Raw genomic sequence first — 22,677 nt, 5'->3', positions numbered from 1 at the left:
CGTGAATATGATCCGTCCTTTGCAATATAGCCTTTGTGTGCTGATGCTGAGCTTGTTGAGTACACTAGCACGGGCAGATACCAGCCTGCACGAAGCCCTCGATAAGGCGTGGGCACGTGCTGTACAAGCGCGGGTAGCGGAATCGCGGCAGAGCGAGGCTCAGGCCAGTCGCGCCGTGGCAAATAGCTGGCTGGCCGAACCGCCGAGTATAGGCGTATCCGAAAAGAATGATCGTCTCAACGACAGAGTTGGCGTCAGAGAACGCGAATTCGACTTGGCACTGCCGCTTTTACTGCCCGGTCAGCGTGCCGTGCGCGAAGCATTCGCGCTACGAGATGCAGCGGATGCGAACGCCGCGCTGCCAGCGGCCCGCCTCGCGCTGGCTGGGGAACTGCGTACCACCGTCTGGAATGTAGCTGCGACACGGGCGGACACTCGTATCGCCACGGAACGTCTGAACACCGCCCGAAAACTCGAAGCCGATGTTCTTCGTCGGCAGCAAGCAGGAGAACTCGCTCGCACCGATCTGCTGCTTTCCAAGGAGGAAACTTTCGCGGCAAAAAACGCCTTATCTGAAACACAAACGCGCGAACGGCAAGCACTGGCACGCCTACACCTGTTGACTGGACTCGACAACATACCCGACGATATCAACGAGTCCACATTTCTTTCAGCACCCTCTCACCATCCGCGTTTAACACTCGCCGAGGCATCGATGGAACGTGTGCGCGCCGACATGCAAATGGTACGCGAAGACAAACGCAATCCGCCCGAACTATCTGTCGGCGTGGTGCAAACACGCGACGCCTACACGACTCCCGCTCACAACACCCTGCGTGTCGGTATCCGCGTCCCGTTTGGTAGCGAAGCCAGGAATGCGCCAAAACTGGCGGCAGCAAATTCTGCATGGGTAAAAGCCGAAGCGGAACTCAGGCAAACGATGGCTGAAATCGCAGCAGAACAAAGTGAGACGCAGGCAGCGCTAGATAACGCCGAATCGGTCAGTCAGACCGCACAAACACGTGCCGCCTTGGCCAATGAACGATTGGCGTTGCAAGAAAAAGCTTTCTCGCTTGGCGAACTGAGCCTGACTGAATTCATGCGCGTACGTGCCAGCGTCAACGAGGTACGCCTGGAATTACTGCGGGCAAAAGTCGCTTTAGGTGCGGCGCGTGCTCAACTCAATCAAGCAAAGGGAATTTTGCCGTGAACATCCAGATACATCGTTCTTTCATTATGTTCAGCATACTGGGTATCGGTTTGCTTTCTGGCGCTCCGGTCTACGCTCACGGCGGCGAGGACCACGGCGATGCAGGAAAGACTCCACCGCCAGCCATCGCTATCGCTCCCAGAGCAACGGCACAAAGTGAAGATTTCGAGTTAGTGGCCGTGCTGGATGAAAGTCAGTCGAAGAATCGTCGCTTGCTCATTATCGTAGACCGCTTCAAAACCAACGAACCGGTGTCCGGCGCCAAACTGGAGATTGACGCCGAGGGGCAGAATACTTCCGCCACAGAAGACAGTCCCGGTGTGTATGTAGCGAGTTTCGCAGCATTGAACAAGCTGACAGCGGGAAGCAAACTGCCTCTGACGATCTCGCTCGAAACAACCGACACCTCCGACCTGCTGACCGCAGACCTTGAAATTCCTGCCGACTCATTCAATGAAACTGAGCACAGTCATCGCAACACGGGATATGCCGCATGGGGTGTGGGTGCCGCGTTCATCCTGGTAGCAATCATCGTATTAATCGCTCGTCGTCGCCATCAGAAAAAAGGAACGCAATGATGTTGAAGTTCAATATGAAGCCCATGGCGCTCATCCTGTTTTCCCTGATTAGCGTTTGTAGCCCCGGTGTTTTCGCTCATGGAGATGAGAACCACGACGAACAGGCAACGCCAACCAAATCAAAAAATGCCACGACTGCTGCGACACATATCGCGCAGGAAGCGCCGCAACGTCTGGCCGATGCGAGCCTGTTTGTGCCGAAATCTGTCCAACGCCGCCTTGGCATTCGCACCGTCCAAACTCAGGTCAGCAACTTGACAGCTGGAATTGAACTCAACGGTAAGCTTATCGCTGATCCTGAAACCAGCGGCCGTATTCAAGCGCCGTTCTCTGGCAGTGTTCAGCCTGGCCCCAAGGGGATGCCTGTCGATGGTCGAAAAGTCGTTAAAGGTGAAGTGCTGGCTTATTTGCAACCCGTTGCCAGCGCAATTGAGCAAGGTAACCAAAAGGCACAGTTGGCGGAACTGGATGCGCAACTCGCTATTGCTGAACGCAAGCTCAAACGCTACGAACAACTCGAAGGGGCAGTCCCGCAAAAGGAAATCGATAGTGCCCGCATAGAACGCGATGCTTTACGCCAGCGAAGTAGCTTCGTCGCCGGGAGTGTCAACAGTGCCCAGCCTCTGCGTGCGCCAGTCAGCGGCATACTGAGCGCATCGAATCGTTTGCAAGCCGGTCAAATTGTCGATGCCCGCGAAGTATTGTTTGAAATCGTCGATCCTAACCGTCTGGCAGTGGAAGCGCTGGCCTATGACCCCGGCATTGTCGGTACGCTGCAATCTGCCAGTGCCCGGGTGGGCGGCATCGCCGTTGAATTGACGTTCGTCGGCGGCGGCCGTCAATTGCGGGAACAGGCGCTTCCCTTACTGTTTCGCGTCACCAGGCCGGATGCAACGCTGGTTATCGGTCAACCGGTGAAGGTGATGGTGCGCACCTCACGCGGAATCCAGGGAGCAGCGGTGTCGCTGCAAGCGGTCACCAAACTGAATTCCGGAGAAACTGCCGTATGGGTGCACACCGCCCCCGAGCGCTTTGCTGTGCGCAAAATTCGCACGCAAGCACTCGATGCCGTCAACATCGCTGTCGTCGATGGTTTGCATGATGGCGAGCGAGTGGTTAGCGATGGCGCAAGCCTGCTTTCACAGGTGCGCTGATCATGTTCGATTTCATTATTCACACCAGCCTGAAACAGCGTCTTTTAGTATTGGGAGCGTCTCTCCTATTAATGATCTACGGCATATTCACTCTGCGCGATATGCCTGTCGACGTGTTTCCCGATCTGAACAAGCCCACTGTCACACTGATGACGGAGACTGGCGGCATGGCTCCCGAAGAAGTCGAGCAGCTCGTTACCTTGCCTATCGAAACCAGCATGAACGGGATGCCCGGCGTCAGTCGCGTACGTTCGGTTTCCGGGGTTGGTTTGTCTGTCGTTTACGTCGAATTCGAATGGGGCTCGGACATTTATCGCAATCGCCAGCAAATTGCCGAGCGCCTGAATCTGGTGCGCGAACAACTGCCGCCTAGTGTAGTACCGCAAATGGGGCCAATCTCGTCGATCATGGGAGAAATTCTGCTGATTGCCCTGCCTATCGACGCATCGCCAAATAAGTCAGCAGGATCAGGCGCCGTCAGCCCCATGGCCGTTCGCGAGTATGCCGACTGGGTCATGCGGCCACGTCTGCTTACCATCCCAGGTGTAGCGCAGGTCATTCCCATCGGCGGCGAGGTACGCCAATACCGCGTAGAACCGCTGCCCGCCCAATTGCAGGCATTGGGCGTAGAGCGGGATAAACTCGATGCCGCATTGCGTGACTTTGGCAGCAATACCAGCGGCGGCTTTCTTGAAGCTCAGGGGCGTGAATACCTGATTCGCGCGATCGGGCGCACCAGTCGCATTGAGGATTTGCAGAACCTGGTTGTCACAATGAAGAACGGTCAGGTGGTATTACTCAAACAAGTTGCCAACGTGACGCTGGCAGCCGCTGTCAAACGTGGTGATGGCAGTTATCAGGGTAAGCCTGCGGTGATTTTGTCCGTGCAAAAACAACCTACGGCCGACAGTATCACGCTGACCCGCGAAGTTGAAAAGGCGGTCGCCGATCTTGCCAAAAACCGCCCTGCCGGGGTGGCTGAACCAGCCTTCCTGTTCAAGCAGGCGGATTTTATCGAACACTCGGTCAGCAACGTTAAAGAAGCACTGCGTGACGGCGCAATCATGGTGGCGGTAATTCTTTTCCTGTTTTTGCTCAATGTGCGTACCACCGTCATTTCACTGATGGCGATTCCTGTATCGCTGCTGGTGACGGCACTGGTGTTTCGTTACTTCGGCTTTTCGATCAATACTATGACCTTGGGGGGATTAGCCATTGCTATCGGCGAACTGGTGGACGATGCCGTGGTCGGTGTTGAAAACGTACTACGTCGCCTCAAAACCAACCGGTCCGACAGCGCACCGAAACCGGTCGTTGAAGTCATTGCCGCCGCCACACTAGAAGTGCGCTCTGCCATCGTTTATGCCACTGTCATTATCGTATTGGTATTTGTACCGCTATTTGTATTGCCGGGGATCGAAGGTAAATTATTCACGCCGCTGGGGGTAGCTTATATCGTATCCATCCTCGCCAGTATGATTGTTTCGGTCACGCTGACGCCCGTGATGGCGTATTACCTGCTGCCCCGGATGAAGCAATTGCATGCGAAGGACAGCCCGCTGGTCAGCTGGCTCAAACATCAGGATGCGAAACTGCTCAACTGGTCATTCGTACATGCGCGTCTGCTTCTGGCTGGCGCAATGCTGATCGTGATCCTGGTAGGCGCCAGCGTGCCATTCTTTCCGCGCGCTTTTTTGCCGCCGTTCAACGAGGGCACGCTGACGATTGGATTAATGCTCAATCCAGGCACCTCATTGACCGAATCCAACCGCATTGGCACTTTGGCTGAGGAGCTCATCAGACAGGTACCGGAAGTTACCCAAGCCGGCCGTCGTACAGGACGTGCAGAACTGGATGAACATGCAGAAGGCGTACACTCCAGCGAAATGGATGTCGATTTAAAGCCATCCGCTCGCAGTCGCGAAGCGATCATTACCGATATTCGCGCACGTCTGTCCACGCTACCGGCAGTGTCGAACATCGGCCAGCCGATCTCGCATCGTCTCGATCATTTACTCTCCGGCGTGCGTGCGCAGATTGCGTTGAAGGTTTACGGTGACGACCTCGATACCTTGCGCGGACTGGCTGCTGAACTTCGCGAACGTCTGGCCAAAATTCCCGGCATCACCGATCTGCAGATCGAAAAACAGGTACTCATCCCTCAGGTCAAGATTCATCTGGATTATGCCGAAGCAGCGCGCTATGGCGTAGCGCCCGGAAGCCTCTTACGCAGCCTCGAACAAATGATCGACGGTGAAAAAATTACGCAGATCGTTGAAGGAAACCGGCGCTTTGATCTTTTAGTACGATTGCCCGAAAACGCTCGTGGACCGCAAGCCCTAGCCGATTTATTGATCGAAACGCCGACTGGTTTCATTCCTCTTTCGAATATCGCACGTATTGAAGAAAGCGAAGGACCGAATCAGGTTGCCCGGGAAAACTCCCGGCGGCGTATTGTGCTATCCGCTAACACCGATGGCCGCGATCTGGCCGGTGTTATCTCTGATATTCGTGCCGAGTTATCTGCTAAACCGCTGCCACAAGGCTACTTCACCGCACTAGAAGGGCAATTTCAGGCTCAGGAGCAAGCGGCCAGACTCATTACGGTGCTGGCACTCGTATCTCTAACGATGATCTTCATGGTGCTTTACAGCCGCTATCATTCCACCAGACTCGTGTTGATCATCATGGGCAATATCCCTCTTGCACTGGTTGGCAGCGTACTTGCGCTCTGGATTTCAGGCCAGCCCTTATCGGTCGCTGCGCTGGTGGGTTTCATCACCCTCACTGGCATCGCAACACGCAACGGCATCCTGAAGATCAGCCATTACATCAACTTGTGCTCCCTTGAAGGTGAAACCTTTGGTCAACCCATGATCGTGCGCGGCTCGCTAGAACGCCTCACACCAGTACTAATGACGGCGTTGGTTGCAGCTTTTGCACTGCTGCCACTTTTACTATCAGCCGATGCACCTGGTAAAGAGGTTCTGCATCCGGTAGCTGTTGTGATTTTCGGCGGTCTGATCAGTTCGACTTTGCTCGATACCCTGCTAACCCCGCTGATGTTCTGGCTTTGGGGCGAGCCTCCACTTCGGCAACTACTTGCAGAACACAGTAATGAAAGCTTTTAACCAACCACGCGTTTTTAACATTGGAGAAAACGATGCAATTCCGTAAAACCTTGATCCAACTCTTCGCACTGACCAGCCTGCTGATAGCGGGTGGCGCATATGCCCATACAGATGAATACTTGGATACCCAAAAAGCCCCCCACGGTGGACAACTGCGTATGGCAGGGATATATCATTTTGAACTGGTCGTCGCCAAAGACAGTAAGCAATCGAAGAACAACCCAGTAGTTGTGTATGTTACAGATCATGCCGGTACCAAAATCTCTACTACGGGCGCCAAAGGAACTGTCACGCTACTCGCCGGTAAAACCAAGACAATGCTTAACCTGACGCCAGATAGTGAGAATGCACTCAAAGCTAGCGGAAACTATACCCCGGTACCGGAGATGAAAGCGGTCGTCTCTATCACGCTGGCAGGTAAGGCAGCAGAGCAAGCGCGCTTTACGCCTCTGTCAAATTCTGGAACCGCCAAATTGGATGATCATGCAGGTCATGCGGAACATTAAGCGAAGATAACAAAATTGTCATTTTCGGGTCATGTTTCTGTTAAGTGCTAAAGCATACAGTGAAGTGGAAATATGCAATCCAGTAAACATGCACTAAACCAAATACTGCATTATTTTTAACGTTAGGGAGTCTAAAATGAAAACCACACGTTTTGTTGAATTTGCTGCTATTTTTGCACTGGCAATGCCAGCCTTTGCCGACGATACACATCACCCGGCAAATACCACGCCACCCGCAGTAACAAACCAAAAATCATCTCCGACGGCGGGATCTGACAAAATGCGAGATATGGATCAGCAAGTGAAAGCGATGCAGGTCATGCACGAAAAAATGGCTTCGGCAAAGACTCCGGAAGAACGACAAGCACTGATGGTCGAGCACAGAAAGGTGATGCAGGACGGAATGGCAATGATGAAGGGGACAAAAGGCATGTCCGGAATGTCTGAAACAGCCTCCATGCCAGTTGAAAAAGCCAAAGGCATGGGCATGAACTTGGCAGATCACCAAAAAATGATGGAAAAGCGCATGGAAATGATGGAGTCCATGATGCAGATGATGATGGATCAAATGCCTGCTATGCCAGCCAAATAGTCACTAGCTGTGGAGCGTTATCATGAATCATCAACATGAGGAGCATGACAGCCCGCCCAGTTTCTGGTCTTCGCGCTATGCCATCGGTTTGCTCGTCATCGGCGCAGTAGCAGCCTACTTTCTGCTGACAGAGCACTTAGCGCATGTGGTTGGCGCCCTCCCTTATCTGTTGCTGCTCGCTTGCCCGTTGATGCATGTTTTCATGCATGGCGGTCATGGCAGGCATGGACATCATCAGAACAAGCCCGATGACGTTGACGACAAGACTTCCCATCGACCAAGAGACCCGTCATGAATCACGGAGAAACGGCATATGGTCTCTGGTCGCTGGTGATAATCAATTCGGCGATCTTCATCATGTTTGCCTTCAGTTTTTTTAAGCCGGCAAACGCTAGGGATTGGCGGACATTTGGTGCATTTGCAGCGTTTGTAGTGGCTTTGTTTGTCGAAATGTATGGCTTTCCGCTGACGATCTATCTTTTATCCGGTTGGCTTCAGACACGCTACCCTAGCCTCGATCTGATGTCGCACGATACCGGCCACCTATGGTCAACGTTATTAGGTGAAAAAGGAGATCCACATTTCTCATCTCTGCATATTGCCAGTTACATCTTCATCGGGTACGGTTTTTATATATTATCCGCTGCTTGGAATGTCTTGTACTACGCACAGAGACGGCACAAGTTGGCGACAACTGGCCTCTATGAACGTGTTCGCCATCCACAGTACGTTGCCTTCGTACTGATACTGCTAGGTTTCCTTCTGCAATGGCCTACATTGCTGACCATGTTGATGTTCCCTGTCTTGCTGTTCATGTACGGACGATTGGCTATTACTGAGGAAAACGAAATGCGCAAACAATTTGGTGCAGTCTATGACAACTACGCGCAGCGAACTCCAAGATTCATTCCGCATATTTTTAAAACTGACAGCCCCGTATAGGAAGACACAGACAGAGGATCTATGGAACATCGACAACACGCGGAACACCATACGAATACGCCTGGGGCGTTGACAGATCCGGTCTGCGGCATGTCTGTCACAGAAAATTCAAATCATCGCGAAGAATTCAATGGCACGGTCTATTACTTCTGCAGCGACAAATGCCGGTCAAAATTTGTGGCCAATCCAGCGCAGTATGCATTCGTCAATAAAACCATGGCACACGAACATGCGGCTCACCTGCATGTGCATGGTCACGCTGTAATTAAGTCTGCAAGAGCGGATGGCACCATCTATACCTGCCCTATGCATCCCGAAATCCGGCAGGATCATCCCGGCTCATGTCCTAAATGCGGTATGACACTGGAAGCAGTAATACCGGAACTGGATGAAGACGATGCCCCCGAGCTGACCGATTTTCGTCGACGATTCTGGTGGACATTGCCACTGACAGTGGTAGTGACGGTGTTGGCGATGGCTGGCCATCGACTTGCCTGGTTTGATATGTCGACGCAAAGCTGGATTGAATTGCTTTTATCTTTACCAGTTGTGTTGTGGGCTGGCTGGCCCTTCTTTGTACGAGGCTGGCTATCGGTAGTTCATCGCAGTCCCAACATGTGGACTTTGATTGGACTGGGTACTGGCGCTTCCTTTATTTACAGTGTGGTAGCAACAATTTCCCCACAAGTGTTCCCAGACTCATTCAGATCGATGGGACGTATAGGCGTCTATTTTGAAGCGACAGCAGTCATCATTTCACTCACCCTGCTCGGTCAGATAATGGAACTGAAGGCACGCTCGCAAACATCTGCAGCAATTAAATCCTTGCTCGGACTGGCACCTAAAACAGCACGACGCATTCTCGACGACGGTCGAGAGGAAGATGTACCACTGACACACGTTCATATTGGTGATCTGCTGCGCATCCGCCCCGGAGAAAAAGTGCCCGTAGACGGTATCGTTACTGAGGGTAGCAGCGCCGTGGATGAGTCCATGTTGACGGGTGAGCCGTTACCGGTCACCAAACGTACAGGTGACACCGTAATCGGCGCAACGCTCAATACCAATGGATCTCTTGTAATGCGTTCCGAGCGCGTTGGTTCGACCACCATGCTCGCGCAAATCGTGCAAATGGTTGCTCAGGCTCAGCGCTCCAAAGCTCCCATGCAACGCATGGCCGATCAGGTCGCCGGCTACTTTGTAATGGCAGTCGTCTCCATTGCCCTGCTGACGTTCTTTGGATGGGGTTGGTTTGGTCCCGAACCCAGCTGGGTTTACGGTCTGATCAATGCGGTGGCCGTTTTAATCATCGCCTGTCCCTGCGCATTAGGCCTCGCAACCCCCATGTCGATTATGGTCGCTACCGGGCGCGGCGCCACGCATGGCGTTCTGTTCCGCGATGCGGCTGCCATCGAAAATCTGCGCAAAATCGACACGCTGATCATCGATAAAACCGGCACGCTGACGGAGGGACAGCCCGCCTTCCACCTTTCTGTACCGGTGCAGGGATATGAGGCTGACGAAATACTGCGCCTGGCCGCCAGCCTGGATCAGGGTAGCGAGCATCCGCTGGCGGACGCCATAGTACGTGCGGCCCGCGAACGCGGTTTGCTGCTGGAGAAAGCGGAAAATTTTGAATCTGGCTCGGGAATCGGGGTGCAAGGCTTAGTTGGCGGACGTCGGCTTGCACTAGGCAATACTTCACTGATGAATCAGTTCGGCATATCCGTTCAGTCACTGGCGCCAGAAGCCGAGGCTTTACGCTCCGAAGGAGCCAGCGTCATGCATTTAGCACTGGATGGGCAGCTTATTGGGCTTCTCGCGGTCTCCGATCCAATCAAATCCAGCACCGCTGAAGCTCTGGCTGCGCTCAAAGCGACACGCCTTCGCATTGTCATGGCAACCGGTGATGGCCTGACCACAGCGCGCGCTGTTGGTGCCCGTCTGGGTATCGATGAAGTTCATGGAGAAGTCAAACCAGCCGATAAACTCAATCTGGTACAGCAGTTACAAAATCAAGGAAGAATTGTTGCGATGGCGGGTGATGGTATCAATGATGCACCGGCTCTGGCTAAGGCAGATGTGGGCATCGCCATGGGAACGGGCACCGATGTTGCGATGAATAGCGCTCAAGTTACTTTGGTCAAGGGTGATTTACGTGGTATTGCAATTGCACGTGCGCTGTCTGAAGACACCATACTCAATATGAAGCAAAATCTAATGTTTGCCTTTCTCTACAACGCATTAGGCATTCCGGTTGCCGCCGGTGTGTTATATCCACTGACCGGCTGGTTGTTATCGCCCATGATAGCCGCGCTGGCGATGAGTTTCAGTTCTGCTTCCGTCATTGGGAATGCACTTCGGCTGAAGCGTCATTAAACAGTCTTTGTTTGAACAATGCGGCGATCAGCATTCGCGTTACAATGACGCGAATTTTTGATCGCCCACGCCCATCTGTATGAAAATCCTCATAGTCGAAGATGAACCCAAAACTGCTGCGGCCCTGGCACGCGCCTTGCGGGAAGAAGGGTTTTCAGCGGATTTGGCAGAAAACGGCATTGATGGACTGCATCTGGCATTGACCGAAAATTACGCACTGGTGATACTGGATGTGATGTTGCCCAAATGTGACGGCTGGTCCGTGCTGCATACGCTTAAAGCGCAACGAAACGCTCTACCCGTCATACTGCTCACGGCGCTGGATGCGGTATCCGATCGCGTTAAAGGACTCAATGCGGGAGCGGATGATTACCTTGTCAAACCGTTTGCCTTCTCCGAATTGCTTGCCCGCATCCGCAATGTTTTACGACGCGCACCAGTTCAGCAATCGGAGCTGATGCGCGTGGCGGACCTTGAAATGGACAGAATCAGGCACCGCGTTTCCCGCGCCGGACAGATACTCGATCTGGCGCCGCAAGAATATCGGGTGCTGGATTATCTGATGCGCCATTCCGGCGAAGTGCTGACCCGCACCCATCTTGCAGAGCAGGTATGGGACATGAACTTCGACGGTGATAGCAATGTGATCGACGCAGCCATTCGTCGCCTGCGTAAAAAAATTGACGACCCCTTCGAATGCAAGCTAATACACACCTTGCGCGGTGTCGGCTACGTGTTGGAAGTACGAAGCTGAACGACGATGAAATTACATTCTGTTTCCCTCCGGCTTACAGTCTGGTATGCATTGCTGAGTACAGCGCTGATTGCATCGGTGGGTTATACGATGTACTGGATGCTAGCTGATCGCCTGCTGCGAGAAGACGATACATTTTTATTGAGCAAAGTTTCGGAAGCTCGCGCCGTTATCGTTTTGCATCCGGGGAATTACGCCGCCCTGCAAGAAGAATTGCAGCACGAGGGAGAAACCTTTCCCGATATTCGCGTCAGAGTCCTCGACGAACGCAATGCAATCATTGCCGATACCCATAATGAAGAAGCACAGGGTATTCCGTCAGAAACATTCGATGCCATGCCGTGGGCGGCAGAAAAAGCAGACTGGTACGATCACCGGCAAATACGCTATCGCCTGATGAAGCAGCACAGTGATAAACTGACTATACACGCCGCCATGCGCCTCGCCAAGGAACAGAGCTTGTTGGCGTTCTATCGCGATATGCTGCTTACTGGCGTGATTACCGTATTGCTTATCGCCATAGCCGCCGGCTACGCCATTGCACGCTACGGGCTGGCTCCCTTGTATCGCCTTGCCGCTCTGGTGGAAGGGCTGGGCGTCCGGCAATTGGATCAGCGCGTGGATGAGACCGACTGGCCGGAAGAGTTGCGCGTACTCGCAGATAATTTCAACCGGTTGCTGATACGCCTTGACGATGCGTTTTCCCGCATGTCGCGTTTTTCTGCGGACATTGCGCATGAACTGCGCACGCCTTTGCAGATTTTACGCAGCGAAGCGGAAATGAGCTTATCACGCGAGCGTTCCCCGGCTGAATACCGACAATGCCTGGAATCCGGGCTGGATGAATACGCCAGGCTGTCGCGCATGGTAGATGCTCTGCTGTTCCTCGCGCGAGCTGAGCAAGCCGATACTGCGCTCGATTGCAAGCATCTGGATCTGCACGCCGAATTGCAATCTGTCTGCCATTTTTTTCAGGCCATGGCTGACGAACAGGATATGACGCTGAATGTGCAGGCAAGCGGCCGGCTATGGGCGGATCAGGGGCTCTTGCGGCGCGCCCTGGCTAATCTGGTTGACAATGCGCTGAGGAATACCGGTAAAGGCGGCTCGGTGACGCTGAGCGCCGTCGTCCAGCAATCGGGCAGCGTGGAAGTTCAGGTCAGCGATTCCGGTTGTGGTATCGCACCGGAAGATCTGCCCCATATTACCGAGCGCTTTTACACTGCGGATCGCTCCAGGCAGCGCCGCGGCCAAGGCAGCGGCCTGGGTCTTGCCATCGTACAGTCCATCATGCGCCTCCACGGTGGAACGATTGCGATTGCCAGCATCCCCGATCAGGGTACCGAAGTGCTTCTGCATTTCCCTGCATGCGATACGAGCGGACACCATGCTGCCGTCTGAAAATTCCCGTCGGACTGTCTGTCGCGGCGATACACAACGCTTATCCGGTCACCTGTCATCGCTCACTTCCACTGAGTACCACTGACCGCTGCTGCCCCCAGCTCATTTCAAACAGCCGCCAATCTGACGAAACGGTCAGATAAGCGTCATCGTGGCATCAGTTGCGACAGGTATTCTTGTCGCTCCGATTCCGAATGAGTGCCAAGTCCACCCTATGTCTTCCGTTTCTCCGCTGGTTTCCTGCAGAGCGATTCGCAAAACCTACAATCAGGGTGAGGCGCAGACCCCTGCCCTGCGCGGTGCCGACTTGGATATTCATGGCGGCGAATTACTGATACTGGCCGGGCCTTCCGGTTGCGGCAAAACCAGCCTGATATCCATCATCGGCGGCATGCTGGGTGCCGACAGCGGTGACTGTAAGGTGCTCGACAAGGACATACGAACCATGTCTGCGCAGCAGCGTGCGCGTTTCCGTGGGCAGCACATCGGTTTTGTTTTTCAGAGCTTCAATTTATTGCCGGCGCTGACGGCCGTCGAAAATGTCTCTGTACCGCTTTTGCTGCAGGGCGTGCCGCTTAAAACCGCAGAATCGCAGGCCAGAATTGTGCTGGAGTCACTTGGACTAGCCAGTCGCGCCGACCATTCACCCGGACGCATGAGTGGTGGTCAGCAACAACGCGTTGCCATTGCGCGTGCGCTGGTGCATGAACCTCGGCTGATTATCTGCGACGAACCGACCTCCAGCCTCGATCACGATGCCGGGCAAACTGTCATGGAAACCTTGCGCAAGGTTGCAAGAACTGCCGGACGGGCGCTACTCGTCGTGACGCACGATCCGCGTATTTTTTGTTTTGCCGACCGTATCGCTCGCATGGACGACGGCCGCGTGATCTCCATCGAAACGCATTCCTCCGAAAATTCCCTGTCGTGAATCGTCATTATTTATTGGCCGTGCTCTCCATATTCGGTCTCGCGCTCACTGTGTTTTCCGTTGTTCGCGACGATCAGGTCGCCATGCCGGATAAAGCACCCGGCACAGAAATACGCTCACCATTTACCGGCCAGATCGCAGGCACCGGAATAACGGAAGCCTATGGCGGCAATATCGCGGTCGGTACGCCAGTTGCCGCCATTATCAAAAGCATTCCCGTACGCTGGGGCAGTACCGTCAGCGCCGGCACACCGCTGGTTTATCTGGACGACAGCGATTTGCAAGCCCGGCTACCGCTTGCAAATGCTCGCGTGCAGGAAGTGCAGGCCAGGCTAGCAATGTCGCGCAATGCCAGCGAACGCGCAGAACGGATATCGGACAAACGCGCCATCAGTGCTGAAGAAGTGGACAACCGGCGCTTCGCCGTCAAAACGGATGAGGTGCTCGTCGCCACCGCGCAAGCTGCTGTCGAAGAAATCAAAATGGAAATGCAGCGCCATATCGTTCGTGCGCCGGTATCGGGCCAGATATTGCAGATTCGGCTGCACAACGGCGAATATGCCGACAACAGCGCGCCCCTGATACTGATGGGTGACGCCGGTCGTCGCCAGGTACGGGTAGATATTGATGAAAACGATGCCCGCTACGTCCGGCCGGATGCAGCGGCTTTCGCCTATTCACGTAACGACGCAGAGCATTCGGTCGCCTTACATTTTGAACGGATAGAACCGTATTTGCGTCCGAAATCAACACTGACCAGCGCAAGCGCGGAACGGGTTGATACCCGCGTGCTGCAGGTCATCTACAGTTTCGATACGAAAGATATGCCGCTCTACATCGGGCAAATGCTGGATGTATTCATTGATACCGGGGCGAAACCGCATACCGCTTCCAGCCGCAGACCCGCCGCTGCCGGGGCAGTACAACCATGAAATCCATGCTCCCCGCCTGCGCGGCGATCTGCCTGATACTGTCGGCATGCGCCACGCCTCCCGGCTATCAGCCACCCGCCATTCCGCTGCCCGAAAGGTGGCAAGCCATGCCTGAACATACTGCTGCCTTACCGGAAAATTCACCGTGGTGGCAAGCCTTCGCCGATCCGGAACTGAGCCTGTTGATGACTGAAGCAGAGCGCCTTAATCCGGACATAGAACGCGCCCGCATTTTGCTGCGCAAATCCCGTGCCGAATATCAGGGAATCAGCGCGATACGCAATCCGGTCGTCCAGGGAAACGCGCTATCCAAACGCGAACACGAAAGTGCCAACGTTGATAGCAGTACGTTCAGTCAGCCCGGTGAAACCAACAGCCTGTTTCAGGCCGGATTTGATGCAAGCTGGGAGGCGGATTTCTTTGGAGCCCGCCGCCAGTCTTCAGAGGCCGCATCGGCTGAACTGGATGCGACACAGGCCGGGCTCAATGCCATGCGTGTAACGATGCTGGCAGAAGTCGCCCGTAATTACATCGAACTGAGAAAAGCGGAGGCACTGACGGCATTGGCGCAGGAAGACACAGAAACGGCACAGGATATGCTGACACTGATGCGTAGCAGAAGCGTCTCCGGGTTTGCCAGCGACACCGATCTGATGGCCGCCGAAGCCGGGCTGATATCCGCGCAAATGGCGTCGGCACCACTCAGCGAGATGCGCAATGCCGCGCTGAACCGCTTGAGCGTCTTGCTGGGCCGCTACCCTGGCAAGCTACAGATCAAAATCCTTAACCGCCTGCCGGCAACACCCCACACCCTGCCTTCTGCACTGCCATCGGAACTTCTGCGGTCCCGTCCCGATATTCTGGCTGCAGAAAGGCATCTGGCGGCCGCATCCGCCAGACTGGGTGCGGCGCAGGCCGACTGGTATCCGCGCTTCTCATTGATAGGACAAATCGGTCTGGCCAGTTCAGTTTTCGGCACCTTGGCAGAAGGCGCAAGCCGCGTCTGGCGTATCGGCCCATCCCTATCATGGCCCATACTGCGCGGCGGGCAAATTGCAGCAACCATACAGGTCCGCGACGCAGAACAGCAGCAGGCGCTGATCGCTTATCGTCAGACTATCCTGCATGCAGTGGAAGATGTGGAGAACAGCCTGACCGTCTATACGCAGGAACAAAACCTGCAAGCTCTGCACTTAACGAACATCGCGCTCGCTCAAAGCCGCCTCGGTCTGGCTGAGGCGCACTATACCGCAGGCCTCAGCGATTACCGGGCGGTTCTGACTGCGAGACATGCATGGACAGCCGCCCGGCAAGAACAAATACGCAGTGCCGCCGCACTGGCGGCAAGCTGGATAACGATCAACAAAGCATTTGCCGGCCACTTTTACCATACGACCGCAGAATCGCACGACAGCTATGCCGACGCCTGCCGTCAGAAACACCCATCGGACAATTCATCATGTACCACATCGCATTGAAAATGCTGGGCGGTGACCGGACAAAATTCACCACGCTGATACTCGGCGTTACCTTTACCGCCTTTCTGGTGAGCTTTGCCGTTTCTTATTTCTGCGGCTTCATGACGCGCGGGTTTGCGCTCATCAGTGAAACGCCCGGCGATATCTGGGTCATGGATCAGGCTGTCAGCTCCGTAGAGCAAACGACCAATTTATCTGAATCGGCAATATTACGTGTCCGTTCAGTACCCGGCGTTTCCGGCGCCGTGCCGCTGCTAATCGGTTCGGCCGAAGTCCGCTTCCCGAACGGCTCCTTTCAGTCATTTCAGATTATCGGCGCAGACGATAGCAGTCTCGCCGGCCTTCCCTGCACTGAAGGGCTGAACTACCCGGTACTGCGTCAACCGGGCCAGGTCATGGTTGATGACGGCGGAACGGAAAACAAACTGCTGACGCCGCTGCGCACCGACGATACCTGGCCGCGCGATGGCCGCTCCCGCGCCGGGGTCGCCATGCGTCGGCTGGCAAACGGCGATCAACTGGAACTCAATGATCACCGCATACACATTGCCGGCGTATCGAATACGCACCCTCGTTATCCGGCCAAACCGCTGATGTATATGACGCTCGCCAACGCACGCCGTATTTTGCCTGCCGAGCGAAGGCAAATCAGCTTCATCCTGGTCAGCGCTGCACCGGACATCAACCCGCAGACGCTCGCTGCCCACATCGAACAGCAAACCGGCTTGAAAGCACGAACGGCATCCGACTTCAAAGCGGATACGGTGCATTGGTATCTGCTCAATTCCGAAGATGTCGGCGACGTGATGTCCATGCTGATCCTGGCCATTGCCGTGGGATTCGGCGTTACCGGCGTCATGCTCTACATGTTCACTAGCGAAAGCCTGAAGCAATATGCAGTACTGAGCGCCCTGGGTACACTTCCCTCGCAACTGCTGAAAATGGTGTTCTTACAGGCTGCGGTATGCGGACTGTCAGGTGCGGGAATTGGTACCGGCCTGTGCGCCGTAGCTGATTTGTTTCTGCACAAAAGCGACTACCCTTTCCGCATGATGTGGTTCGCCCCACTCTCCGGCGGTGGCATGGTCATATTGACCGGCATTATTGCTGCCATCTTCAGCGCACGTCCTGTGCTTAAACTGGAGCCGGCAATGGTATTTGCGGGGAGATAGAGGTCGCAATCCGCATTTAGAGGTTCAGGTAGATAAAATGTGATTTCGATCTAAATTCATTATAAGTAAATTTAAATACTAGCCCCTCCTCTGAAACACTTCTACTAGTCCATGCCCAGATCAATCTATTATTTATTGACTCGATATCAATTAATTCATCCTTTACCTGAATTAATCCATTCGGATTCATGTGTTGAAATTTTTTTGCATGCGGTGGATAAGGGTAAATCACCCTGAATCTAGTCTGCTTAATGGAAGGTTCTATTGATTGATCAATTGGGTCTGTTGAAATGCGATCCCAAAGTATTCCCGTTTCAAAGAAAGAACGTTGTTTGTCTGTCAGTAAGATCGCTACTCGCTTGTGCGTGAGCAGGTATTCTTCAAGTAGTCTCCATATCCCAAAAAAACTCAGGTACATCCATCTCAATTGCTCGTTGATTGGCAAAATCCTACTCAAAGGATCGGGCAAGTGCAACTGAATATGTTGTGGCTTTGTATGAGTTACATGAAGTTCCTCAACATTGCATTTTCCCTCTGCTATCAACCTCCATAGCAAATAAGCCAACGCTGGCATACAAACTTTGTCGTATCGCAAACATTTTAATTCATCTTCGTCCATCGAGAAAATGAGTTTGAGATATTTCCTGTGCTCCTGAACAAATGACTTGTAAACATGCCGCCGGATCGCACGATAGATGCCAAGGATTTCGTTATCGTTGATGAGTTTTTGCGAATTGGCGTTTATATCAGGAAACACCCATTCACTATACTTAGAATAATACAGAACCCCCGATATATCCCAGTTAAGTTGAACTGGCGTGACCTCTTTCGCGTAGTGAATAAAAATTTCACGATCACGTTCCGCTAAACGAGCTTTTGAAGAATCAGGAGTAAATGACTGGTCAAACAAAAGTGACTTCAATTGCCTATGAAAAAAATCTGAAGCACTAAAAAATGTGTTGAACCAATCAATTAATTCGACGCAATAGTGCGTATGCACGGATTCCATTGACCCCGTCAATCTATTTAGCTCGGGTAATCCGAGAAACGGCCCAATGGGCGTACCGCAGCTCAAACAGAGTTTATCGGGGATAAATATATCCTTAAATTCACGGTTTTCTAGAAATAAAGAACGGCAATTGTGGCATTCAGATTTCAACTTTACTTTGTGCCAAGGACATTCTCCAACGAAGTTTAAATCGAATAATGTGCAGTGGTATCCAAGTTTTGCACATTCTGGGCAATGACGAACGCTATTCGAGGATGAACCCTCCAGACCTTGAATACCAAGTTGATCAAGAAATCCGGTTTTAAGTCTGGCAGGGGCGACACCTAAAAGCGAGCCAAACTTCTCGAAGTCAATCCATTGACTATCGGTCGCATAAAATATATTTATTCTTCGCTTCGCGAAGCCATCCTTTTTGATTAGGTCGGCAAGCTCAATTGGGTGTAGATAGTTATGATACATAACTTTGATGCATATTGACCATGCCGACTCATATTTTGCCGGCGCCACCGGATTCCATGTCAATCTCCAATGATCTTGCGCTTTAGGTTTCACGATAATGAAGGTAAAACTTGCGAAGTAAAATTTAACAGATTTGAAGCAAGAACTGCGCGATCGATATCTTCCTCGTCAAAACAGAAATTCGATACGTCAGATTTACGATTCGCAACAAGTAAATGTTGGACAGTCAGGCACAAATGTTCCATCGGAATCCCATATTCAGTGTGCGCGGGAAAATTTTTAGCCAATATTTTCCAAAGCAAATCCGCGCAATCCGTCATGCGAAAGCCTTGCGCATAAGCTAATGGGAAGAAGAAATGGGTATAACTGATGCCAGTATGATTTGGAAACTCCGAATCTTCATCGTAAAGTTTGAGCAAAATTATGAGTTCTTCGAGATTTGCACAGCCCTCGAATTTCACGGGCTCGCTGAGAAAACGAGCAATGATTTGTGCTTGATGGGCTGCTTGCAATGACGTAACGACGCTCAAAATTTCTGGTTGCGCGAATGCTATTGTCGTCATCTTGATGCCATCTTTCTCCAATGCATTATGAAGTGCTAAAAGCTGTTGGAAGTCGTGATGATTCAGAAGATGAAATTCGTCCGGCATAAATACGAATTGTTTCCCTTTGCGCGTCGCAACCTTCATTTTGATATCTGTGATTAAATTCATAAACAATAAATGAGGATCTGGGCGCCTTACTAAAACATGCTTTTCTGCCTCTAAAATCAGCTTGAATAGATGCGAGTCGGAAACATGAGATACACTCCAAATAGGAACGATGGATGTGTAAACTGTAGGAAAATCGTCTTTGAGCAACTCTTTAATTTCCTCTGCACACGATGTCTTCCCCAAGCGCGGAAAACCAAAAAAATAGGTACCTGTGCGAGCAGTATCAACGCGGTCTTTCACTATTGAATATGCGCGCTCAAACATCGGGGTATGCATTACGAATGCGGCATTTTTTACGGGATGATCTGCCAGATATTTCTCCCGTAGCTCAGCTGTCCATTTATGGCGCCGTGGATTGTTGGCTGCTTGCGCACTCGTCGATTCATTTTTCACGACATTCACCTAAGATTTATTCCGAACCTTTTTCTTGGTGTCAGACACTTCCGAAGTCATTGAAAGCATGCTTACAAGATTTCTGGAGTCGTTACCGAAAGGTCTTTTTCCCCCTTTATTGCGCGGGGAGTTGATTGTTGTCGGGATACCAATTTCTTGTGCAACTCGTGTTGCGTCAGTGGCTTGTTGTCGGGTCAGTTGGGGTTTTCCTTTTTTTCTGTCAGGTTTTGGTGTCGACAACAACTCAAGATATTTCAAGATCGGGTCATCCATTTCAGAAACGACCAATTCCCGCTTAGCCATTAAACTGTTAATTGCCTTTCTAGTACGTAAGCTATGGCGAGTTCTCTCCCAACGTCCCTGAGCTTTCAGAAATCCAAGTTCTGCTCCATCTAACCGAAATGCTTTGACCTGCCTAATGTCTTCTTCATCAAATATTTCAATCAGGATCTTTTTACCAATCAAAATTGCCAAATTGTGGAGTACTGAACTCGAGTAATGTGCGCGTTCAAATTGGATGTAAGGCCGACGGCCTGATTTAATTCCGCCTCTAACAGTTACTTGCAGTACTCTGGTAAACATACTTGTCCCATTTAACATTGCATCAGGAAGTTTTCTAAGCATGAATTGCTGAGGACGTTCATCCAGGAAATATCGAACGAATTCCAGTGGAGATAGAAACGATATTCCTTCGCAAGGCGTGGCGTTGTGCTTAGCGAAATGAAGATCAATCAACTCCTCGGCCAACTTGGCTCGCAGTTTGTAACGGATCGCCTTCTCATCGGCATGATCGGCTCTCCCCGACTGCGGGTTTGAACCTGTCGTTGATGGATATCTCTTGAAGACGTCCTTTGAAATTTCGCCAAAGGTTCGTTCAACGTTTGGCCGACGTTCGAAATGCCCTGGTGCGCCCCAGGAAATTACAACACCAAGCTTTGACCTGACCTCTTGATGAATCATTGCTGACAGATGTGCAAGGGCTCCATCAAACAAAATTATGCTCCAACAGGCGCCTAACGTCTCCGGAATCACTCCGCTTGGAAAACCGCCTGATTTTGGATAATTTGCTTGAAACGTCAGTTCTTTGGGTTGCCATTTTTTCGAGACAGCATCTCTGATAACACTCATCACATCATCGGAAGTGACTTCACTGCGATAGACTACTTTATAGGCATGCACGCAAGTAGATTCGCGATCAACTGCAGCAATGATCCAAAGCCGCTCAAGCAATAAGTCGGTCTCGGTGCCCTCAGGCGTCTCAAAGGCAACCGTCAATAATGCATCAATCTTGTAGGCATCGACTTCTAGCGCATCAAATGGTTCTTCAAAGACTAAAAATGGTGTCTCTGCAGTACCTGTTCTGATATGTGCTTTTGCAGGACTCTCACCTCGATTATTGACAGATCTGACAAAATTCTCATGCAGACAATTTCGCATATATTCTTGTATCGTACGTTTTCCAAGATATCTGGTATTGAATGGCCACTCGTCTCGACTAACCCCTAATGAACGCAAATGGTCGATGAAAATTTTGTGCAATGTTTTCGTAGTAATTCGAAATTCGGAAACCCGTTGTTCTTTGGCTTCATTACGGATCAAACTAATCATTTCATCTTTTAAGTCCGGGAATCGCTTAAAAGTAGCATTTAGTGCGCCGGAATAGCCGCCTTGCTGGTGGCTACGTTTCTTTTGAAATGCTGACCTTCTTTCATTTGGAGAAGTTCTCGCAAACGGAATAAGCGCACGATAGCCGAGAATTTTTCCGTCGCTTGCCAACTGCAGACATTTTTTTGCGAGTCGCGGTAGAAAAGTTCTGCAAACGTTCGTCTTATTCTCAATTTCCCTTACTGAAACACCTTTAAAATAGAGTCTAATTGCTTCCTTCTTGGCTCTAAATTTTTCTACTTCAGATGGTCTCAATGCAGCTTCACATACGGTAGGCCAAATATCCAACCGTGAAACCGCTTCAAATGTCTTTAAGCGAGACCATCGCTCATTGGCGACCGCTCCACTCCCAATGGCTTCCATAACTCAATCCTTGGTTAAACAGATCAATACGAATGACACCGTGAATTGCTAGACGCGCAAATATGCCAAGACTGATCGCAATATCCTGATTGTTTTCTACCGAATGCTTAATCGCATCTCTCAAATTACCGCCGCCAAGTTGCTGCAGATCCATTGATAAATGATACGTTTCAAGCTCAAATAATTTTCCTCTGAGAACAGCTGCGAATGAAATCACTTTCAACCATCGCACGCTAGTTTGTACATGCGGTTGAATCTCGCGATCAGTGAAAATTCGATATTTAATGCCTTCTTTTGAACTGGCGGCAGCCTGAGCAAGCAACTGAGATCGATGAACTTCCTTTTCACTTTCATGGCTCTTTACTTCGTGCCACTCGATAGTCTTATCGTAGTTAATGACAACCGCGTCTAATTCGGTCGCACGACTTTCTTTATCGTCCATCGATAGTTTTAAATCCGGCATGAGATCAAACGTTGCAACGTCAGGATTGGTTTCTAGGAAATGGATCCAATGAACGAACTGGCGGCAACTCGGAAGTATCCAGTCTTGATCCGTCTTCACGCTGTACACGAGGAAGAGGTCATTGTTCCTCCTACCTCTGCTTCGGTAAGCGTTAAGAATCGTTTGTCGTTGCCGCGAACTTGGCGTGGATGATTCAGAGGTCATTTCTTCCTCCAAATATGTATGCCGGTGTGATTGTCAGGAAAGGATGCTTTCAGATTTACCGAGTTATCCAAACCCCGCATACTTGTATCTAAATTAGTTCCTATTCTTGCTTTTGATTTTATACCGCTTAAATTTGAAGAACTAATTTAGATATTTGATCTAAATTTTTGGATTAATAGGTCGGCGTAATCAATTGATTTTATTAATGTTTCATATTGTGATATGTATCTAAATTAGTTCCGAGCGCT

Annotated in this window: 19 protein-coding genes; 15 read left to right on the top strand and 4 right to left on the bottom strand. The window is 51.6% G+C overall.

Features of this window, described 5'->3' with window-relative positions:
- The first annotated feature begins 7 nt into the window (after positions 1-7).
- From Undi14_RS17960 to Undi14_RS17890, 15 genes are all read left to right on the top strand, one after another.
- Positions 8-1,210, top strand: a complete 1,203-nt coding sequence (locus tag Undi14_RS17960; protein WP_200182092.1) for a TolC family protein — start codon at positions 8-10, stop codon at positions 1,208-1,210.
- Complete coding sequence (locus Undi14_RS17955) at positions 1,207-1,788, top strand: hypothetical protein (RefSeq protein WP_200182090.1); 582 nt, start codon at positions 1,207-1,209, stop codon at positions 1,786-1,788. The genes Undi14_RS17960 and Undi14_RS17955 overlap by 4 nt, the downstream gene beginning before the upstream one ends.
- A 359-nt stretch (positions 1,789-2,147) precedes the next feature.
- Positions 2,148-2,942: an efflux RND transporter periplasmic adaptor subunit gene (locus Undi14_RS17950; protein WP_370589973.1), complete on the top strand. Its 795-nt coding sequence runs from the start codon at positions 2,148-2,150 to the stop codon at positions 2,940-2,942.
- A gap of 2 nt (positions 2,943-2,944) precedes the next feature.
- The gene (locus tag Undi14_RS17945) at positions 2,945-6,073 is read left to right on the top strand and encodes an efflux RND transporter permease subunit (protein WP_200182086.1); all 3,129 of its coding nucleotides are present in this window, start codon (positions 2,945-2,947) and stop codon (positions 6,071-6,073) included.
- 32 nt (positions 6,074-6,105) lie between these two features.
- The gene (locus tag Undi14_RS17940) at positions 6,106-6,579 is read left to right on the top strand and encodes a hypothetical protein (protein WP_200182083.1); all 474 of its coding nucleotides are present in this window, start codon (positions 6,106-6,108) and stop codon (positions 6,577-6,579) included.
- A 136-nt stretch (positions 6,580-6,715) separates the two neighbouring features.
- Complete coding sequence (locus Undi14_RS17935; RefSeq protein ID WP_370589972.1) at positions 6,716-7,171, top strand: hypothetical protein; 456 nt, start codon at positions 6,716-6,718, stop codon at positions 7,169-7,171.
- A 22-nt stretch (positions 7,172-7,193) separates the two neighbouring features.
- Positions 7,194-7,466: a DUF2933 domain-containing protein gene (locus Undi14_RS17930; RefSeq protein ID WP_200182081.1), complete on the top strand. Its 273-nt coding sequence runs from the start codon at positions 7,194-7,196 to the stop codon at positions 7,464-7,466.
- Positions 7,463-8,113, top strand: coding sequence for an isoprenylcysteine carboxylmethyltransferase family protein (locus Undi14_RS17925; RefSeq protein WP_200182079.1), 651 nt, complete (start codon positions 7,463-7,465; stop codon positions 8,111-8,113). Before Undi14_RS17930 ends, Undi14_RS17925 begins: the two co-directional genes overlap by 4 nt.
- Before the next feature lie 21 nt (positions 8,114-8,134).
- Positions 8,135-10,492, top strand: a complete 2,358-nt coding sequence (locus tag Undi14_RS17920) for a heavy metal translocating P-type ATPase (RefSeq protein ID WP_200182077.1) — start codon at positions 8,135-8,137, stop codon at positions 10,490-10,492.
- 79 nt (positions 10,493-10,571) lie between these two features.
- The gene (locus tag Undi14_RS17915; RefSeq protein ID WP_200182074.1) at positions 10,572-11,246 is read left to right on the top strand and encodes a heavy metal response regulator transcription factor; all 675 of its coding nucleotides are present in this window, start codon (positions 10,572-10,574) and stop codon (positions 11,244-11,246) included.
- A gap of 6 nt (positions 11,247-11,252) precedes the next feature.
- A complete protein-coding gene (locus Undi14_RS17910) occupies positions 11,253-12,647 on the top strand; it encodes a heavy metal sensor histidine kinase (protein ID WP_200182072.1) in 1,395 nt (464 codons plus the stop codon).
- Between the two features lie 214 nt (positions 12,648-12,861).
- Positions 12,862-13,578: an ABC transporter ATP-binding protein gene (locus Undi14_RS17905; protein WP_200182070.1), complete on the top strand. Its 717-nt coding sequence runs from the start codon at positions 12,862-12,864 to the stop codon at positions 13,576-13,578.
- Positions 13,575-14,510: an efflux RND transporter periplasmic adaptor subunit gene (locus tag Undi14_RS17900; RefSeq protein ID WP_200182068.1), complete on the top strand. Its 936-nt coding sequence runs from the start codon at positions 13,575-13,577 to the stop codon at positions 14,508-14,510. The genes Undi14_RS17905 and Undi14_RS17900 overlap by 4 nt, the downstream gene beginning before the upstream one ends.
- Positions 14,507-15,988, top strand: a complete 1,482-nt coding sequence (locus Undi14_RS17895; RefSeq protein WP_200182066.1) for an efflux transporter outer membrane subunit — start codon at positions 14,507-14,509, stop codon at positions 15,986-15,988. Before Undi14_RS17900 ends, Undi14_RS17895 begins: the two co-directional genes overlap by 4 nt.
- Positions 15,970-17,160 carry an FtsX-like permease family protein gene (locus tag Undi14_RS17890; protein ID WP_200182064.1) on the top strand — a complete coding sequence of 397 codons (1,191 nt, stop codon included), beginning with the start codon at positions 15,970-15,972 and terminating at the stop codon, positions 17,158-17,160. The genes Undi14_RS17895 and Undi14_RS17890 overlap by 19 nt, the downstream gene beginning before the upstream one ends.
- Positions 17,161-17,176: 16 nt before the next feature.
- On the opposite strand, the gene Undi14_RS17885 is transcribed toward Undi14_RS17890, so the two are convergent.
- Genes Undi14_RS17885 through Undi14_RS17870 form a run of 4 tightly spaced genes read right to left on the bottom strand, consistent with a single transcriptional unit; the run spans position 17,177 to position 22,324 of the window.
- Positions 17,177-18,721, bottom strand: a complete 1,545-nt coding sequence (locus Undi14_RS17885) for a hypothetical protein (RefSeq protein ID WP_200182062.1) — start codon at positions 18,719-18,721, stop codon at positions 17,177-17,179.
- Positions 18,718-19,734 (bottom strand): ATP-binding protein, encoded by a 1,017-nt coding sequence (locus Undi14_RS17880; protein WP_200182058.1) that lies wholly within the window; start codon positions 19,732-19,734, stop codon positions 18,718-18,720. The genes Undi14_RS17885 and Undi14_RS17880 overlap by 4 nt, the downstream gene beginning before the upstream one ends.
- Before the next feature lie 9 nt (positions 19,735-19,743).
- Positions 19,744-21,762 carry a hypothetical protein gene (locus Undi14_RS17875; RefSeq protein WP_200182055.1) on the bottom strand — a complete coding sequence of 673 codons (2,019 nt, stop codon included), beginning with the start codon at positions 21,760-21,762 and terminating at the stop codon, positions 19,744-19,746.
- On the bottom strand, positions 21,728-22,324 hold the full coding sequence (locus Undi14_RS17870; RefSeq protein ID WP_200182053.1) for a hypothetical protein: 597 nt from the start codon (positions 22,322-22,324) through the stop codon (positions 21,728-21,730). Before Undi14_RS17870 ends, Undi14_RS17875 begins: the two co-directional genes overlap by 35 nt.
- Positions 22,325-22,677 lie beyond the last annotated feature (353 nt).

The organism is Undibacterium sp. 14-3-2, from assembly GCF_016595265.1.
Classification (GTDB): domain Bacteria; phylum Pseudomonadota; class Gammaproteobacteria; order Burkholderiales; family Burkholderiaceae_D; genus Undibacterium; species Undibacterium aquatile.
This window is presented reverse-complemented; position numbering and strand designations above follow the sequence as displayed.

What these genes read in the sequence shown, in the direction of transcription:
- Undi14_RS17960 (WP_200182092.1), top strand. Translation starts at nt 8, where the DNA reads ATGATCCGTCCTTTGCAATATAGCCTTTGTGTGCTGATGCTGAGCTTG.
- Undi14_RS17910 (WP_200182072.1), top strand. Translation starts at nt 11,253, where the DNA reads ATGAAATTACATTCTGTTTCCCTCCGGCTTACAGTCTGGTATGCATTG.
- Undi14_RS17940 (WP_200182083.1), top strand. Translation starts at nt 6,106, where the DNA reads ATGCAATTCCGTAAAACCTTGATCCAACTCTTCGCACTGACCAGCCTG.
- Undi14_RS17890 (WP_200182064.1), top strand. Translation starts at nt 15,970, where the DNA reads ATGTACCACATCGCATTGAAAATGCTGGGCGGTGACCGGACAAAATTC.
- Undi14_RS17920 (WP_200182077.1), top strand. Translation starts at nt 8,135, where the DNA reads ATGGAACATCGACAACACGCGGAACACCATACGAATACGCCTGGGGCG.
- Undi14_RS17875 (WP_200182055.1), bottom strand. Translation starts at nt 21,762, where the DNA reads ATGGAAGCCATTGGGAGTGGAGCGGTCGCCAATGAGCGATGGTCTCGC.
- Undi14_RS17945 (WP_200182086.1), top strand. Translation starts at nt 2,945, where the DNA reads ATGTTCGATTTCATTATTCACACCAGCCTGAAACAGCGTCTTTTAGTA.
- Undi14_RS17950 (WP_370589973.1), top strand. Translation starts at nt 2,148, where the DNA reads ATGCCTGTCGATGGTCGAAAAGTCGTTAAAGGTGAAGTGCTGGCTTAT.
- Undi14_RS17915 (WP_200182074.1), top strand. Translation starts at nt 10,572, where the DNA reads ATGAAAATCCTCATAGTCGAAGATGAACCCAAAACTGCTGCGGCCCTG.
- Undi14_RS17895 (WP_200182066.1), top strand. Translation starts at nt 14,507, where the DNA reads ATGAAATCCATGCTCCCCGCCTGCGCGGCGATCTGCCTGATACTGTCG.
- Undi14_RS17925 (WP_200182079.1), top strand. Translation starts at nt 7,463, where the DNA reads ATGAATCACGGAGAAACGGCATATGGTCTCTGGTCGCTGGTGATAATC.
- Undi14_RS17905 (WP_200182070.1), top strand. Translation starts at nt 12,862, where the DNA reads ATGTCTTCCGTTTCTCCGCTGGTTTCCTGCAGAGCGATTCGCAAAACC.
- Undi14_RS17930 (WP_200182081.1), top strand. Translation starts at nt 7,194, where the DNA reads ATGAATCATCAACATGAGGAGCATGACAGCCCGCCCAGTTTCTGGTCT.
- Undi14_RS17935 (WP_370589972.1), top strand. Translation starts at nt 6,716, where the DNA reads ATGAAAACCACACGTTTTGTTGAATTTGCTGCTATTTTTGCACTGGCA.